Origin of the sequence: Imperialibacter roseus (genome assembly GCF_032999765.1) — a bacterium.
Lineage (GTDB): Bacteria > Bacteroidota > Bacteroidia > Cytophagales > Cyclobacteriaceae > Imperialibacter > Imperialibacter roseus.
Genome location: NZ_CP136051.1, coordinates 3,158,534 through 3,173,935, shown reverse-complemented (window position 1 = coordinate 3,173,935; position 15,402 = coordinate 3,158,534). Strand labels below are relative to the sequence as shown.

At 44.1% G+C, this 15,402-nt stretch carries 15 protein-coding genes; 6 read left to right on the top strand and 9 right to left on the bottom strand.

The annotated features are described in order from the left end of the window. Nucleotides 1–279 precede the first annotated feature (279 nt). A complete protein-coding gene (locus tag RT717_RS13125; protein ID WP_317492197.1) occupies nucleotides 280–438 on the bottom strand; it encodes a hypothetical protein in 159 nt (52 codons plus the stop codon). A gap of 164 nt (nucleotides 439–602) precedes the next feature. On the opposite strand from RT717_RS13125, the gene RT717_RS13120 reads away from it, so the two are divergent. After that, the gene (locus tag RT717_RS13120; protein ID WP_317492196.1) at nucleotides 603–2,123 is read left to right on the top strand and encodes a hypothetical protein; all 1,521 of its coding nucleotides are present in this window, start codon (nucleotides 603–605) and stop codon (nucleotides 2,121–2,123) included. Nucleotides 2,124–2,197: 74 nt separating this feature from the next. On the opposite strand, the gene RT717_RS13115 is transcribed toward RT717_RS13120, so the two are convergent. After that, nucleotides 2,198–2,698 (bottom strand): DoxX family protein, encoded by a 501-nt coding sequence (locus RT717_RS13115; protein ID WP_317492195.1) that lies wholly within the window; start codon nucleotides 2,696–2,698, stop codon nucleotides 2,198–2,200. A 190-nt stretch (nucleotides 2,699–2,888) separates the two neighbouring features. Here RT717_RS13115 and RT717_RS13110 point away from each other — a divergent pair, with 190 nt between their 5' ends. Continuing rightward, nucleotides 2,889–4,091, top strand: coding sequence for an acyltransferase family protein (locus tag RT717_RS13110; protein WP_317492194.1), 1,203 nt, complete (start codon nucleotides 2,889–2,891; stop codon nucleotides 4,089–4,091). A gap of 83 nt (nucleotides 4,092–4,174) precedes the next feature. On the opposite strand, the gene RT717_RS13105 is transcribed toward RT717_RS13110, so the two are convergent. The 5 genes from RT717_RS13105 to RT717_RS13085 all read right to left on the bottom strand — a co-directional run bounded on the left by RT717_RS13105 (nucleotide 4,175) and on the right by RT717_RS13085 (nucleotide 9,684). Further along, nucleotides 4,175–5,188 carry a DUF6588 family protein gene (locus RT717_RS13105; protein WP_317492193.1) on the bottom strand — a complete coding sequence of 338 codons (1,014 nt, stop codon included), beginning with the start codon at nucleotides 5,186–5,188 and terminating at the stop codon, nucleotides 4,175–4,177. A 14-nt stretch (nucleotides 5,189–5,202) separates the two neighbouring features. Continuing rightward, the gene (locus tag RT717_RS13100; RefSeq protein WP_317492192.1) at nucleotides 5,203–5,754 is read right to left on the bottom strand and encodes a hypothetical protein; all 552 of its coding nucleotides are present in this window, start codon (nucleotides 5,752–5,754) and stop codon (nucleotides 5,203–5,205) included. 120 nt (nucleotides 5,755–5,874) lie between these two features. Further along, nucleotides 5,875–6,417, bottom strand: a complete 543-nt coding sequence (locus RT717_RS13095; RefSeq protein ID WP_317492191.1) for a hypothetical protein — start codon at nucleotides 6,415–6,417, stop codon at nucleotides 5,875–5,877. Between the two features lie 12 nt (nucleotides 6,418–6,429). After that, complete coding sequence (locus RT717_RS13090; RefSeq protein WP_317492190.1) at nucleotides 6,430–9,057, bottom strand: MGH1-like glycoside hydrolase domain-containing protein; 2,628 nt, start codon at nucleotides 9,055–9,057, stop codon at nucleotides 6,430–6,432. 159 nt (nucleotides 9,058–9,216) lie between these two features. Continuing rightward, on the bottom strand, nucleotides 9,217–9,684 hold the full coding sequence (locus RT717_RS13085) for a hypothetical protein (RefSeq protein ID WP_317492189.1): 468 nt from the start codon (nucleotides 9,682–9,684) through the stop codon (nucleotides 9,217–9,219). A gap of 137 nt (nucleotides 9,685–9,821) precedes the next feature. Between RT717_RS13085 and RT717_RS13080 the strand changes: the two genes are divergently transcribed. Next, nucleotides 9,822–10,604 (top strand): head GIN domain-containing protein, encoded by a 783-nt coding sequence (locus RT717_RS13080; protein ID WP_317492188.1) that lies wholly within the window; start codon nucleotides 9,822–9,824, stop codon nucleotides 10,602–10,604. A 45-nt stretch (nucleotides 10,605–10,649) separates the two neighbouring features. On the opposite strand, the gene RT717_RS13075 is transcribed toward RT717_RS13080, so the two are convergent. Then, entirely contained in the window at nucleotides 10,650–11,264 is a 615-nt protein-coding gene (locus RT717_RS13075; protein ID WP_317492187.1) for a DUF2911 domain-containing protein, read from the bottom strand. Between the two features lie 305 nt (nucleotides 11,265–11,569). Between RT717_RS13075 and RT717_RS13070 the strand changes: the two genes are divergently transcribed. The 3 genes from RT717_RS13070 to RT717_RS13060 all read left to right on the top strand — a co-directional run bounded on the left by RT717_RS13070 (nucleotide 11,570) and on the right by RT717_RS13060 (nucleotide 13,015). Then, nucleotides 11,570–11,830: a hypothetical protein gene (locus tag RT717_RS13070; RefSeq protein ID WP_317492186.1), complete on the top strand. Its 261-nt coding sequence runs from the start codon at nucleotides 11,570–11,572 to the stop codon at nucleotides 11,828–11,830. Between the two features lie 57 nt (nucleotides 11,831–11,887). Continuing rightward, nucleotides 11,888–12,562 carry an FKBP-type peptidyl-prolyl cis-trans isomerase gene (locus RT717_RS13065; RefSeq protein WP_317492185.1) on the top strand — a complete coding sequence of 225 codons (675 nt, stop codon included), beginning with the start codon at nucleotides 11,888–11,890 and terminating at the stop codon, nucleotides 12,560–12,562. Nucleotides 12,563–12,802: 240 nt separating this feature from the next. Beyond that, entirely contained in the window at nucleotides 12,803–13,015 is a 213-nt protein-coding gene (locus tag RT717_RS13060; protein WP_317492184.1) for a hypothetical protein, read from the top strand. Between the two features lie 41 nt (nucleotides 13,016–13,056). Here RT717_RS13060 and RT717_RS13055 read toward each other — a convergent pair whose 3' ends face one another. Then, a complete protein-coding gene (locus tag RT717_RS13055) occupies nucleotides 13,057–15,282 on the bottom strand; it encodes a DUF5916 domain-containing protein (RefSeq protein ID WP_317492183.1) in 2,226 nt (741 codons plus the stop codon). Nucleotides 15,283–15,402: the final 120 nt, after the last annotated feature.

Here is a 15,402-nt window from a genome sequence, read left to right as displayed (position 1 = left end):
ATTTTAAGGCCAATACTCGTACCTTTTGTTCAAACTCTTTTTCTTAGTTTGTGAGAGTGTTCTTTGGCTTTTTTAGCGTCAATGGTGTCTTTCCGGCATTCAAAATATTTCAAACTACCCAATTTGGCAAAAGGCAATAGTTGGGTTGGAATAACTTAAAAGAATTTGTTTCAGCAGAAAACACCAAACAGGGTGGGGCGATACGGCTCCATTAACTTGTTAAAAAAGGGAGATGTTCTGACTACCCTTTTTTAACAAGTAAATTTTCAGCAATATGTATTATTTGCCGCCTCCTACCCAGCCACCCTGTCCACCATCGTCTGTTTTAATAATTCGCAATGATTGCTTTGGTTTTTTGGTAGATGAGGATGAAGTTGTTGAAGGCGAAGCAAAATAGAGGCCTAGAGAAAGAATCAAGAAGAAAACATACTGTGCCATAGTCTCATTGGTTAAGTTAAGTGAATTACACGCCTCGAAGATGGTGGAATACCTACTACCCATTTACGACAGTTTGTAACATTTGCTAACTATAAAAAATTTAGTAGTTTACGGTATAAAGTCGGTGAAATTCCTCCTGAAGCTTAAAATTTGAAGTGTTCACTATGAATGAGATCAAAAAAATAGTCAGAATTGTAACAAACAGAGTCAAAAAAAATGTTTCTCTTATCGATGTTGTAAATAATGAAGACAACCCAGGTAAAGAGCAGCAACTGTTTAATAGCATACAAAGTGGCGTTTACACGACAGATGATGACGCTGCTTTTGGGATGTATGGCACAAATGGCACAGACCAACGCTATAGGATGCTTAAGTCCAGATTGCGTACCAAGCTGAATAACCTTTTGTATTTTGCTGATTTTAATGACTCGAGGGGTAACATTAGTTTTCCTTTTGAGCAGGAGTGCCACAGTCATATTTTCAGAGCCAAGATACTTTACAAGGAAGGAGAATACGAGCTCGCTGAAAAAAGTATAAAAAAGGCACTGACCATCTCTAAGGAATCAGAGTTTACTGACCTGACACTGATCGGTCTGAAGATGCTGAGAGTAATATACTCAGAGTCATTTCGCCCGAACCACTTAAGGAAAGCCATTGGACAGATAAAAAAATACGAAGTGATCAATCGACTAGAGGAGGAGTCGCTTGATATTTTTTATTTAAAATGGATGCAATTGGGCAAGTCTGTCCATTCGAGGAAAGTACACCTGGAGTCTACTATTAAGGCGGTGGAAGTTCTTAGGAAATTATGGGAGAAAGGAGGATCATACGCACTTTTTGAAAATTACTACAGGCTTCGGTTGTGGACAAATGAGCTTTTGGGCGACTACGGAAGTGTTGTTGCAATTGCCGATGAAGCTTATGATTTGGTGAATAAAGGTGCCGTAAACCCGTTGAGGTTTGACATGCGTCACCACGTTTACACTCGTACCTATGCTTGTTTGAGAGCCAAGGACTACGACAAGGGCATTAAATATGCTGAGGAGGGGATGAACCACATATCAAGGTCTTCGAGGAACTGGTTTTCTCACATGGAGAATTACGTACTGCTGGCGCTTCACAATAAGAACTATCTTTTGGCCGATGAAGTGATTAACCAGGTAACCAGAAACCCCTATGTGGACAAAATTAGCACTCAGTCGAAGGAAAGGTGGGAGCTATACAAGGGATATTTATATTTTATAATGCCTGATCGGAATGTGGAAGATGTGCTGAGTTTTAAGGACATCTATGAACGACTCCCTTTCTACAGCCAAGACAAGCAGGGATTCATGGTAGCGATTCTCATTTTAGAGTTTATGGACTTTCTTAAGAAAGACAGGCTTGATCTGGCATTGACCAAGTTGCCCAACTCTGAGCGCTACATTTACAGGTACTTAAATCAGAATCCGGAAAGTCAAAGAGAGAAACTATTTCTTAAACTGATCTCCATTATTGTGCAGTGTAGTTTCAATCCCGACATGGCAGCCAAAAAAGGCAAGCGGTATTTGGAACGACTCAAAATTACCCCTGAGCCGGGTGACGCTTTTGCTGAAGTTGAGATTGTTCCTTACGAGCAGCTTTGGAATATTTTAATGGGATTCATGACAAATGCACATGTGAAGCTAGACTTTGCCAAGAAATAGCCTGTTAGTCAGGTGCTTATGAAAGTGGGGGGCGAGCTGACCAAGACGGGCTTTTAGCTGATCATCATAGACGCCTAATTTTTCCTTTCTGTTACGTCAAGCACAGCGTGTTTTGATGCTTTACTCGCAAGGTTCCTGTAAAGCACCATCAACGCAGACAGAATAATCAGATTTTTGAAAATGTACTGTCCCACGATTGAAAAGCTGAAAGGATCCTGATTAAATGCATACTGCGGGAGTAGTACCAGCGGCAGAAAAGTGCAGCACATATGCCAGATAGTTACTAAGATGGTTGCCCTGGCTTTAAAGTTGACAATCAGGGCCACTCCAATGAGGGTTTCCATAATTGCAAGAACGATACATGCGGCATTCCCCGAAAGCACATCGAATGTGATGATACAGATGGTGTCGGCAGCGAGCTGCTCAGCGGGACTGTATTGTGGAAAAAACTTGAGCAAGCCAAAAATAAGGTAAATGAGCCCAATGCTAATTCTCAGGCAATCGTAAGCATGCTTATCCAGCCACTTTACCCAAATTCTCTCCACATCTTCCAGTGCATCTAATAGCCTTCTCATATACCTTGTTTAGTTCAATTTTTTGAGGCCTAATTTAGTAAAAGATATAAAAGTACACTTTTATCTCGCCATGACTTTGGTCAGTCGGGCTCAAACTTAAAAATTTGCCGTTCACAACTTTCTGGTGGCCTAAGTAAATATTTAGTGGCGGTAGTGAGAACGGGGGCGTAGGTTGATACTAAAATTGAATATGGCAGGCAAACTTGAAGGACTTACGGCTGATTCCCGTCTTGTATCACTTGACGCACTGAGGGGATTTACCGTCTTGGCTATGATCATAGTGAATGTACCCGGCTCGTGGAGCCATGTTTACTCACCATTGCTCCATAGCCATTGGCATGGTGCTACGCCAACGGATCTCGTTTTTCCTTTCTTTTTGTTTATAGTGGGTGTTTCTATTGCGCTGGCTTTTGAGCGGCAGCTAGATCAGGGAAAGAGTAAAAAAGAACTGGTGAAAAAAGTGCTTGTACGGGCCTTGAAAATATTTACACTGGGTATTTTTCTGTGGATGTTTCCAAAATTTGACCTGGGAAATATTCGGATTCCCGGCGTCCTTCAACGTATCAGTATCGTTTTTCTCGCCTGCTCACTGCTGTACATTTACGGCGACTGGAAAGCTCAGGTAAAGTGGGCGGTTGGTCTCCTTGTGGGGTATTGGGCGATAATGACTTTTGTGCCTGTTCCAATCGATGACGTGATTCAGCAGGCGCTCAGCACGGGTGAGACTTTGCGAAGCGGGGGTATGGTAACCGTGGACGGAATAAGGAAGGTTGGCGAGGGGCTTATTGCAGCTAATTACGAACCTGGCACAAACATGGAGTCCTGGCTTGACCGAAGGCTTGTGCCTGGCAGACTGTGGGAAAAAACCTGGGATCCTGAGGGCTTCCTGAGCACATTTCCTGCTATAGGAACTGGCATTGCCGGTATGCTGACCGGAAGGTTGCTGCTGAGTAAACTGGATTCGGATAAAAAGGTAATTTGGTTGTTTGTGGCAGGATTCAGTGCCTTTGTGGCCGGTAACGTATTTGATTGGTTTTTTCCCATCAATAAGCACATCTGGACCAGCTCTTATGTGTTATATGCCGCTGGTCTGGCAGCGATGTCTCTAGCCTTTTTCGTCTGGCTGGTAGATGTTCAGGGCAAGGTAAGCTGGACAAAGCTTGGTGTTATATTTGGCTCCAACGCTGTGGTGGCCTATGTCCTTCATGGTGTGATCTTGAAATTGTTGGCATTAGCCAATATTCCATTGAGAAGCGGTTTTTTTGACGGCCTGGTCGCAGTGGGAGTTCCGGAAAAGCTTTCATCCCTTATTTGGGCGTTGTTCTATTCGCTCGTCATTTGCTTCATACCCGTCTATTTTCTCTACAAGAAGAAGGTTTTCATTAAGCTTTAACCGACGGCACGCCGAAAGTAAAGATAATGGCTGTTCGGTGGCACCTTATTAGACTGCTATAGCGGCAGCCAAATAACTCCCCACTATCTTACGCTCACACCGAGACCCATTGAGAGAGTGTTGTATTTCTGGACTGTGTAATCTGCATTGATAGTAATGATTGCCAGGTTTAGTTTGGCGCCCACTGTTGCTCGTGGACTGAAATTGCTAAACTTAAAATCAATAGGATTTACCAGCGGTTGCAGCGAGCTTTCTATTTTATAGCTGCCGTCGAGCCTCACTCTTGTAAATGCTCCGTTTAATCCCACGCCACCGTACAGTGTGATAATTTTCACGAAGTCTTTGCTGCCGAGCACTTGTATTGTAGCTCCTTTCACGCTTAATCTGGTCACGTTATCAGGGGTGTTAATATCAGGCGTTGTTTCGACAGAAATTCGGCTGAAACCAGCAAGAATAGACAGTTCGAAAGGTGCAAATGCGAAAGCAGGCACGTGTTGCTTCATGTCGTGCAGAATACCGAAACCGAGCATGCCTAGTTTTACTTCTGTGTCACCGTTTTTATAAGTGTAGGTTGGTATCGTTCTGATTTTCAAATCTGTTTCTTTGATCAAGCCTAATCCGGCTTGTATCATTGGGGCCGGAACCGCATTGAACCCGATAACTTCTTCCATGCCAAGGCCGGTTGGGCTTGTGAATTTCACTTCACTTTCTTGCTTGCCCTCATTGAAAATAATTTCCGGGATATCATCTGCATCCAGATTGGGTCCAAAAATTGTTGGCAGTTGATCTTTGTTTGGATCGGCCAGTGTCACGTTTGAGTAGTCGTTTGGCTTAAATGTGAAAAAAGTGGCTTTTTCCGGTACATAGGCGACCGATAGCGACAGTGTAATATCGAATCCCAGGGGTTGATGAGGCTTGGCGGTATTAGCCCAGTTGTTGGTAAGCCCATAGCCGAAACCCAAAAAAGCAGGCTCAAAGTAATTTTTCAACAACTCTTCTGCATCATCTACCCCCCCCTCGATGAAGACGTCTAAGCTTTGGGATTGGCTCAAAAATGGGGCATACACAAGAGCAAAAAATAGTATTAGCTTTTTCATAACCAAGTTGGTGATTAATACCTTACTCTTAAGGTAATGTTGTAGTAAAGTGTAAAAGTGAAGTTGAGATCGGAGCTGGGCACCTCAGCGAAATCAAATGTGAGTGTGTTGTCTACTTCCTTGTAGGTTGTAAGGATTTGTTTAATCGTGCCGGCCTCGGCATCACTCACGCCAGCAGGTTTTTCTGAGGTGTTTTGAAGCTTACCAGTGATTGCTAAAACACTACGCTGTTGAGTGACTTGCGACGCTACACTCAGACTTATTTCATCCAGTTCTACCTCTTCCTCATTTGAGACATCGGTGATGGTATAGGTAACGGAATTAACGGTTACTGCATCAGACTCAGCCAGGTCAGATAAAGCATCCTTGAAAGCGCTGACGTCGGACAGCCTGAAAGTCTTATTGAATGCCGGAGGGTCTATTTCGATGCCTGGATCATTTCCGGGGACGGCTATTTCGAAAATAATGGGAACATTCCGTGTAATATTGAAGCCAATTCCAGCATCGCCGCAGCCTGCAAACAATAGAAGCAAGAACGGGATTGATGACCAAGAAAATCTTTTCATTACATTCTGATTAAAAAGACGCTACTAGTAAGTTAAAAAAAGGAAATAGTTAAGCGAATATACTAAAATATCCGATTCCGTAACGTAGTGGTGCTTTTGACCAGATATATATTTTACAGACTAGTCACCTAGATTGATACGAAACCAGTCTTCAATAGAATTCGCTTCTCTTTCTGCGGCCACCTTTTGATCAAGTTTTGACTGGAGATTGCTGATTGCTCGTGTAACCATGGAATGGGAAATAGACTCGTCCGCCTTGACCCCAAGGCGTGCCACAAGAGCCTTTAGTTTTTCGCCTCCCATCTTCGTGAAAATAGGGCTGTCAAGATGAGATAGCGTCTGTACGCTGGTCTTTGAATTTTGCTGAAGGCCGTTGATGAGGTTGGTATATGGGCCTGATAGAGGGTAAAGCTCGGCAACATACACATTGCCCGATATCATCTTCTTATCAGCACCTTTCCAGTTTAATAACTTTATCTCCTCAGCCCCAGCCGCATCAAGAAGTGCTCTTAGCTCATTGCCGGTTTCTTCGGAGAAATAGAAAATAGTAGATGGAGATTGCACGGCATCGGCTATCAGCCATTTGTATAGCTGTACTTTTGCGGTGAATACCATTATCGCTGGTAGTTCTTTGCTTTTCTCTCTTTTGAAAAAAGAAAACATCCTCTGCAGGGTTTAAGGGTTGTAGTATTTGTGAATGATGTCTGCCACAAGTCCTGTCCAACCAGTTTGGTGACTGGCACCAAGACCTCTTCCATTGTCTCCATGAAAATATTCATAAAACAGAATGTAGTCCTTGAAGTGAGGGTCTTTTTGAAACTTTTCGTTGTTTCCAAACACAGGTCTATTGCCGTTTTCATCTCTTTGGAATGGCTTCATCAACCTTTCTGCCAACATTCCAGCCAGATCTTTAATGGTAACATATTCTCCGCTCTCGATAGGATATTCGACTTTAAAGTCGTCACCATAATAAAAGTGAAATTTGTATAACGACTCAATAACGAGGTAATTCAGAGGGAACCAAATCGGCCCCCGCCAGTTCGAATTACCACCAAAAAACGAAGAGTCTGACTCTCCGGGAAGGTACTCAACAACGAATTTTTCGCCCTCCATTTCAAGTACGTACGGATTTTCTTTATGGTATTTCGATAAGGCTCTGATGCCATAGTCGGATAAAAACTCATTAGGGTCAAGCATTCTTTCCAGGATCTTCTTCATCCTGAAGCCACGAAGAAGTGAGAGTAGCCTTCTTTCTCCCCGCCCCGGATCTTCCCATCGGGCTACCAGCGAAGCGAGCTTTGGGCGTTGCTTCATGAAAAAGTCCAGCCTTTCTCTGAATTCCGGCAACTTTTCGTAAGTCGACAACCTTAGCGTTTCTACTGCAAAAAGCGGAATCAGACCAACCATTGAACGAACCTTCATTTGCTGAGGATCCTGGCCTTTTACATGCATCACATCATAGTAAAAGTTGTCTTCATCATCCCAGAGGTTCACCGTATCATCATCAGAGCTGTTCATAGCACTGGCGATGTAAAGGAAGTGCTCAAAAAACTTGTTGGCCATGTCCTGATAGGCGGGATAAACTTCAGCCAGTTCCAGCGACATGCGAAGCATATTGAGGGCAAACATGGCCATCCAGCTTGTGGAATCAGCTTGTTCGAGTGAGGAGCCTTCCGAAAGTGGACGGTTGCGGTCGAACACTCCGATATTGTCCAGCCCAAGGAAGCCTCCCTGAAAGATGTTTTTGCCATCGGCGTCTTTTCGGTTGACCCACCAGGTGAAGTTCAGCAACAGACGATTAAAGGCTTTTTGAAGGAAATCAAAATCACCTTTGCCCTGCATTTTCCTGTCCATTTTAAATACTCTTAAAACGGCCCAGGCATGAACAGGAGGGTTAACGTCGTTGAAGTTCCACTCATAGGCGGGAATCTGTCCGTTGGGGTGCATGTACTCATCTTTGAGTAACAGCAGGAGCTGATTTTTGGCAAAATCAGGATCCAGCCTCGCTATAGGTATGCAATGGAAAGCAAGATCCCATGCAGCATACCAGGGATACTCCCAAGTGTCGGGCATTGAAATGACATCGGCACTGTCCATGTGTTGCCAGTCGTGATTCCTGCCATGACGACGTTCCTGAGGTGGAGGTATTCTTCCGGGGTCACCACCAAGCCACTCTCTAATATTATAGTAATAAAACTGCTTGCTCCACATCATGCCGGCGTATGCCTGCCGTTGGATGTTTCGCAAGTCCCTGTCGGCTACTTTGTATTGCAAAGAACGGTAGAACGAATCGCATTCCGCTTTTCTAAGCGACATCACAGCATCAAAATCCCCAAATGGGTTATCGAGTTTTTTTCTGCTTAGCCTAACTTGCACCTTTTTGCTGCTATTGGCTGCTATGCTAAAGGTGTAGATTCCACTCGCTTTCGAGCCTCTTTTTTCTTTATTAACGGCCTCTTTTTTTCCATCAACTATGTAGTCGTTGATGCCGTCTTTCAAAAATTTAGCCGTATTGGAAATGCCGTATAGCTTCGATCTGTTGGTTTCGTTGTCTGTAAAAGCTTGCTCTTCAATATTTTCGTCAAAATAGACGTGGAAGTCGTCAAGTAGGTGGTGAGACAAAAACATATGCTGCTTGTCAAATTCTTCCAAGGAGGGGATGAATTTGTCCTTACCAGAGGACCATGTGTTGCGAAACCAAAATGTGGGTAGTACTGTGATTGGGGCTTTTTTATTGCTGCGGTTAATTATCTCAACCTCAAAAAGGAAGTCCTCAACATCAGCCTTGGCATAATGAAGAAATATGTCAAAATACTCGTCTTTGTCGAAGATACCGGTATCCATGACCTCGTACTCAGTTTCGAGCTTGCTCTTTTTCTGATTTTTCTCAAGCAGGCTTTTGTAGGGGAACTCTGCTTGAGGATACTTGTAAAGCATCTTCATGTAGGAGTGGGTAGGAGTGCTGTCCAGGTAATAGTACAGCTCCTTCACGTCTTCACCATGATTTCCCTCGATACCAGACAGCCCGAATAGCCTTTCCTTTAGAATAGGATCCTTGTGATTCCAAAATGCCCATGCAAAACAAATTCGCTGATCCTCGTTGCTGAAACCGCCGAGGCCATCTTCCCCCCACCGATAGGCTTTGCTTCTGGCATGGTCGTGTGGTATGCTTTCCCAGGCCGAACCGTATTTGCTGTAGTCTTCACGAACTGTTCCCCACTGCCTTTCTGAAAGATAAGGGCCCCATTCTTTCCAGCGAACTCCATTTCGGCACTCTTCAAGTCTTCTCTTTTCTACAGTCATACACTACACATTCAATTTCCAGATACATCCTAATAAAAGGCGGCACCGAATATACAATTTTGACTTTGAAATTGGCAGTTGAACCAGTGCTACGAATACTTTTGTAGAGAGAAGGCAGTTTTCAATCGTTTGAAACCGGAAAAATTTTATCCGGAAAAATTACGTCAAGTCGGTAATGACAAAATGCTGCCCCCGGAATTCATATTTGTCTCCTTTTTTCAGTCCGGCAATCGCATCATAGATAGGAGACTGTGTAGAAATGACAAAGATATCCTGTGAGTCAAAGGTGATTTTGCCGATGCTTCCTGCAATAAGGAAAATCTGCTTGTCAGTAACTACGAGCGCACCCTGTCCAATTTGGCTAAACACCGCATTTGGATTGATTCTTTTGAGACCTGCCAAAAGCTCACTGCTTTCCGCCAGCTTGTTGTTGTACATGCTTCGCTCTTGCTGCATCTGCTCTCGGAAGGAATCCTGGCTGTCTTCCGAACTGCCACTTTCGCTCAGCGCACTTTCAATGGCAGCCTCAATGGCTTCTTTCAAGCTCGCTATTTGCTGTTCCTGGCGCTGAATGCATTGTTCCAGTACCTCCCTTTTGAACTTCGCTAAATCTGCTATTTTCGTCATGCTTATTGAAAAAAGAATCGCAAATGTAAATGAAAAAAAGTCAATAGTGCGAGAATAATATTCACACAACGGCAACCTTATTCCGTTGAATAACGACTATAGGGGAGTAAGCGGTAAAAATTACGCAATTAACTATTATGAAAACTGTATTGACACATTGGCGATTGGTGACTGTTTTAGCTTTTGGCATCGCTAGTCAGGGATGTAGTATCGTAGATGGCCCTTGTGAGAGGGGTAAAGGTGATATTGTGCGAAGAGCTCTGGACATAGAAGCGTTTGCAGGCATAAACATGACCATGGCAGGCACCGTAACCATAGAAAGAGGGGAGACGCTGAGCGTTGAGATTGAGGGGCAGCCCAACATTCTCGACCTCATCAGCACCGATGTGGAAGATGGACAATGGACTATCTATCCCCGAAGCTGCATCTCCAATCACAAAGACTTTTCGGTGTTTATCACTCTGCCGGAGCTTGAAAACATTATACTTACTGGTTCGGGTAGTATCACAACGCTGGACTCGTTTGACGATGACGTAGATATTTTATTGTCGGGCTCGGGTAAGATAACCTATGCAGGGCAAGGAGAGAAGGCAAATGTGGCACTAACAGGCTCTGGTAAAATCACTTTTACAGGAGATTTTACCAATGTCACGGTTTCTCACTCTGGCTCGGGAAGTGTTTTGTTAAGCGGGGCAGCTGACTTCTTGAAAGCGACTTGTTCAGGATCGGGTGGTATTGACGCCTATGAAATGGCTGCCACAAAAGCGCAGGTAGTTAACTCGGGAAGCGGGTCGTCCAAAGTGCACGTGACTGATGAACTTGAAGCGGTTGTGTCCGGCAGTGGATCTATTTTTTACCGAGGCGATGCCGTTGTTGATGAGACCGACAATGGCTCAGGGTCGATTGTCAATGACAATTAAGAGAGAGTGGGCGGTTCAATTATTAGCACCGCCCTATTTTTGTTTTTAGCTATTCGGAGAAGGTGCTACAGTAAAACTGAATACAAGTTTTTCCCAGTGATAATTTACTGTGCCGTCGGATGAAACTTTGAATTCAAGCCTTTCTTTGAAATCGTCCACCATGGATGGCGTGACTGTAACCCTTAGGGCATCTTCAGACTCTTTGTAATCGTAGGCACCCCATTGCTCGGCCTCTTTGTTGAAAATAAGTGTCCAGTCAGTCTCTGTTGGAATACTGAACAAACTGTATTGGCCAGCGGGCAGCAGCTCTCCATTTATCAAGACATCCTTGTCGACTGAAAACACAGTGGCTTCATTGGCTCCCGTTCTGTCTACCTTACCATAAGGAACCAGCTCGCCCCAAATGGTTCTGCCTTTCACGGCAGGGGCACTATAGTCTATAGTTACGTTTACTCCACTCACGTTGGCAGTTGTTGATGCCGGAGGGCTCGGTCTTTGCGATTTGTCGTCTTCGGCATCATCTTCTGTTTCCACAACGGTTTCTGAATCAGAAAATTCGCTTTTAGAGGAAGAGGAACAACTTGCGAACGTTAGTCCGCAAAGTACAAGTAATCCAATAGCGCTCAACTTAGTCAAAAGGTTAGAATCTGGCGTTTTCATAAGATATTATTATAATTATTTCAAGTTCGTAAATAAACAAAATTCTTACTTCATTCTACCATGGGATGGGTTTAACGGCGTTATTAGCTGATTCGTTGTAACGAGCGGCGTTATTTGCTGTGAAAACTGCAAACCTACTCTTTCAATATCAATAGTGGCTCAACTAACTCTTTAAAAATGAACACTTTATTGTCCTGAAATCGTTCATTTTCATTTTGCACCAATCAATCAAATAATTGATAATCAGTAATTTAGTATACAGGTATGTTTTTTGATGTACACCTGATGCAAATGAAACATATTATATGGCAGTTATTGGTATAGAGATTCCCCGCACTTTAGAAGAGCAGGAGATCGAAGTTGAAGTAAGAATCAACGGAATCAAAAAACAGTATCATTACAGGGTCGAGATTTTTTATTGGGAAGAATGCGAATTTCCAACCCATGACCGGGTCGAATGTATTAAGCGCCTCATTAGCGGATACAACCCTGAATGGGATTTGGCCCACATCGGCATCCCGACCGACGATTTCATTCCAATCACGTTCAGGAAGAAGAGGAAATAAATTATTGATTTTTATTTCTAAGCGCCTGTTCTTTGCTTTCTTTTTAACGAAAGCATTATGGAAGATCTTTGTCGGAAGTTTCTGGTAGCGGTGATTTTGTTGGGTTTGGTATCAGAAGGTTATGCGCAGTGCACTGAGTGTGAATCGAAATTGGCCTATGTGGCAGATTTCTGTTTCACGGACAGTAAGTTTGCAGGCATATGCGTTCAGTTTTCGGAAACGCAGCCAAACTTCCTCATTCAAAACGGAAAGAAGGGGAAATACATCCCATCAGTCAATAAAGCCACAGAGGAGTACCTCATTTCTCTGGCTGCCGATTCTAAGTTGAAGCTGTCTGCTTTGGAGATACTCTTTCTCCAGAAGGCACTGTCGGCATGGGAAATAGAAAGAAGAAATTTTGGCTACACCTATAGAGACAGCGGCCTCGGAGTGAAGATGCTTGTAGAAGGCACTGGTGACTTGCCTAATGTAGGCGACAGAGTCACGGTTCATTATACCGGCTACCTTGAAGATGGGACAAAGTTTGACAGTTCGGTTGACAGGGGTAAGCCTTTTAGCTTTGTGCTGGGTGCCGGCCAGGTAATCAAGGGATGGGACGAAGGCATAGGGCTGCTAAAGAAAGGCTCCAGGGCTTACATCCGGGTGCCGGCCAACCTTGGTTACGGAAGCATGGCCCGTGGCCAAATTCCTGCCAATGCCACTTTGGTTTTCGAGGTCGAACTCATAGAATAAGCCAGTTTCATTTCGCCGTTTCCCGGATCCAGGCGAGACCTTCTATTTTTTTTAACGCAAAGTTGTAATCTTTTCGATCTACAAGAGTACTAATACAAAGCGTTCGATACTGTGATCAATAACTGTACGCTATTGGTCACTAAGTAGTAGAATGAAAATGTAACTACCTGTAAAATAGGTTTTTATATAATTGGCATCAACTTTGTATTACAACTAGTCATGCAACAGGCAAGAAATAAAATGAGCACTACATTAATTACCCTCGGGGTGATAGTGGCTCTGCTTGCTGTTTTGTTAACCCCTGGCTTCCTTGATCTTTCATCTCTGGTGATGTTTCCAAATGAGCTTCCTCAAGATCAGCCTTTGGTAAGCCAATCCACTCTTCAGGAAGTTGGTAGCCAGTCGGTTGAAGCTGTTTCTTCTTTCCTCAAAAAGGTAAGCCTTTCTCAGTAAATCCCAACCATTTTGGGCTGGATACGATAACCTTGTCAGCTTTAAAGATTGAGCCAGTAGGTCGCTTTGAAAATTAGTGAGCGGTTTCGTGAGTAAAATGTTTCTGGCAGGTAATTCTCTGTGTAAACGAGGAAAATGTCGGACACAGGTTTGAAGCGCCACTGGAGCCGTGCATTGACATTAATGTTATCGATCTGGTTGTTGTATTGGAAGTAGGTGGTCAGAAAGAATGACTTGCTGAGCGTGACATCAAACTTTGGCCCAATCAGGAGCAGGTCGGCATCGTTGTAAGGATACGGAAGCCGCAGCCGGTTGATATTAGTGACCAACGAAATAATCCCATAGGGTTGTATCCTGTATCCAATTTCCGAGTCAAGGTTCACTCGTGTTCCGTTGAAATAGCCACCAGATCTTGTATTAAGGCTGTAAAACAGTTTTTTTCTTGCGTCAGAGTCATAATTGGCAATAACCGAGTAGTAACCGTACTCAGAGCTTTCTGGCAGCTCTATGCCGCCGGTATTTGTCGGGTCGAAAGAGAAATACAAGAACACATAATCATGCCTGAGCCGCATATTGAACATTGAGGTGTTTTTGAACTGTATCCGGTACATCAGGTTGATGTCCCTATCGGTGGCGCCATATGTACCGTTCCATATATTGTCGGTGTCAAAGCCGGGCCCATGCCTGTTCACAATGGTTGAGTTTGGGTAGAAGTTGTACCAAATACTCTGCGACGCACGGTTGTAACCGTTTCTGCGGGCAAAACCGGTTTCAGGGTCATAATTAGCGCCTATGGATTGTAGCCTTCCTGAAATTTCCCAGCGGAGTGAATTGTATTCTATTTCTGAAGACAGAGCAAAGGCATCATTGAGGCCTTCATTGCTAAAGGTTCGATGAGCGAAGAACTTACCATTCCATTTGTTGTCGGCTGAAGCGAGGTTGTAGTCAATTCCCAACACTCTGTTGTAGGTGCGTATGCTATCGCTGCCGTCAGCCGCTTGCAAAGGCCCCGTGGGGTCTTTGTTCACGAAAATCATTCCCACATTGGAGCGGGTAAATAGTTTGCGCTGAAAGCTGGCTACAGAGTAGTTGGTGGAGGGGAGTCCCAGTGCATCATCTTTAGCAGCTAGCATGTCCAGCAGTCCCACCCGCCAGTTGTTGTTAATCTTGCCGCTAAGGCGGGCACCTGCGTGAATTTTGTTTTGCAGATTTTGCCCGGTGCTCTCGTCTCTGGTTACGCCAATGCGACGGGAAAAAAACGGACGGAGGTTCTGAGTACCAAAGTCAGCAAAGAGATCGGCATTTTCCAGAAAGAACTGCCTTTTCTCTGGGTAGAAAATTTCGAATCTGTCCAAGTTGGTAACCTGATCGTCAACCTCCACCTGGGAAAAGTCGGGATTGAAAGTCAGGTCCAGGTTGAGCGATGGGCCAATACCTATTTTTGCATCGCCGCCAAAGTCAGCTGATTTGGCTGGCGACAAGCCTTCTTCCTGGTCGTGTTCATATGCCGCCGCTACAAAGGGAATAAGTGAGATGTTGGCTCCCGGTTTTTTGAGTGGTTTATCAAAGACTACTTCCCGGTTAAATGCCAGCGTGATGAGGCTGAAGTTTCGTGGTATGCGAGCCCATGATGATCGTTCGCCATTTTCACTATCGATCCGGTAAAAGTTCATATTCCACTTTTGTGAGTTCTCCTTGAACCGGATGGTTTTGAATGGTATGGCCAGCTCTGCTATCCAGTATCCCTCGTACTGCACGGCCTTCGTGTACCACTTGTTATCCCACGACAGACTGAGGTTTTGCCCGCCTCCGGAGCCGCCATTGGCAATAAGACCTTCTCTTTGAACTCCAAACGGGTTAACGCCGAATTGAAATGAATTAGTTTTGTCCTGAAATGGATCCAAAATAAGCGTGATTCCATCGTTGGCTTCTCCCCGGTAATCTCTTCTTAAGGAAGGGGTCACATACTTTCGGTCTTTCACCTGGTTGTACATTTTGGCACCCATGTACAGAAACTCGTCGTCGTAAGTAATCCGGATTTCAGTTTGCGAATTGGCGAGAGAAGTGTCGTAAGGGAAGTACTGCATAAAGTCTCCAGCGACTTCTGCACTTTCCCAATCTGCCTCATTCAGAGCGCCATCCAAAATTATTTTTCCCTTTGCCTTCTGTATATGTAACGATGGAAGTGTATTTTGTGCCTTCGTTAGTTGAATAGAAATACCATAAGCAAAAATGGTCAGTGTTGTTAGTAGTAAAATTCCTCTCATGTAGTCCTCCTAACCCCGAATATAGAAGGATGCTTCAAACACTTCGTTTTCGTAATTGATGAATGGTATCAAAGTTTGATGATAGAAAGGAAAGCACAATAAAAACGTAAAGACTCAAAA

What these genes read in the sequence shown, in the direction of transcription:
- RT717_RS13125 (WP_317492197.1), bottom strand. Translation starts at nt 438, where the DNA reads ATGGCACAGTATGTTTTCTTCTTGATTCTTTCTCTAGGCCTCTATTTT.
- RT717_RS13120 (WP_317492196.1), top strand. Translation starts at nt 603, where the DNA reads ATGAATGAGATCAAAAAAATAGTCAGAATTGTAACAAACAGAGTCAAA.
- RT717_RS13115 (WP_317492195.1), bottom strand. Translation starts at nt 2,698, where the DNA reads ATGAGAAGGCTATTAGATGCACTGGAAGATGTGGAGAGAATTTGGGTA.
- RT717_RS13110 (WP_317492194.1), top strand. Translation starts at nt 2,889, where the DNA reads ATGGCAGGCAAACTTGAAGGACTTACGGCTGATTCCCGTCTTGTATCA.
- RT717_RS13105 (WP_317492193.1), bottom strand. Translation starts at nt 5,188, where the DNA reads ATGAAAAAGCTAATACTATTTTTTGCTCTTGTGTATGCCCCATTTTTG.
- RT717_RS13100 (WP_317492192.1), bottom strand. Translation starts at nt 5,754, where the DNA reads ATGAAAAGATTTTCTTGGTCATCAATCCCGTTCTTGCTTCTATTGTTT.
- RT717_RS13095 (WP_317492191.1), bottom strand. Translation starts at nt 6,417, where the DNA reads ATGTTTTCTTTTTTCAAAAGAGAGAAAAGCAAAGAACTACCAGCGATA.
- RT717_RS13090 (WP_317492190.1), bottom strand. Translation starts at nt 9,057, where the DNA reads ATGACTGTAGAAAAGAGAAGACTTGAAGAGTGCCGAAATGGAGTTCGC.
- RT717_RS13085 (WP_317492189.1), bottom strand. Translation starts at nt 9,684, where the DNA reads ATGACGAAAATAGCAGATTTAGCGAAGTTCAAAAGGGAGGTACTGGAA.
- RT717_RS13080 (WP_317492188.1), top strand. Translation starts at nt 9,822, where the DNA reads ATGAAAACTGTATTGACACATTGGCGATTGGTGACTGTTTTAGCTTTT.
- RT717_RS13075 (WP_317492187.1), bottom strand. Translation starts at nt 11,264, where the DNA reads ATGAAAACGCCAGATTCTAACCTTTTGACTAAGTTGAGCGCTATTGGA.
- RT717_RS13070 (WP_317492186.1), top strand. Translation starts at nt 11,570, where the DNA reads ATGGCAGTTATTGGTATAGAGATTCCCCGCACTTTAGAAGAGCAGGAG.
- RT717_RS13065 (WP_317492185.1), top strand. Translation starts at nt 11,888, where the DNA reads ATGGAAGATCTTTGTCGGAAGTTTCTGGTAGCGGTGATTTTGTTGGGT.
- RT717_RS13060 (WP_317492184.1), top strand. Translation starts at nt 12,803, where the DNA reads ATGAGCACTACATTAATTACCCTCGGGGTGATAGTGGCTCTGCTTGCT.
- RT717_RS13055 (WP_317492183.1), bottom strand. Translation starts at nt 15,282, where the DNA reads ATGAGAGGAATTTTACTACTAACAACACTGACCATTTTTGCTTATGGT.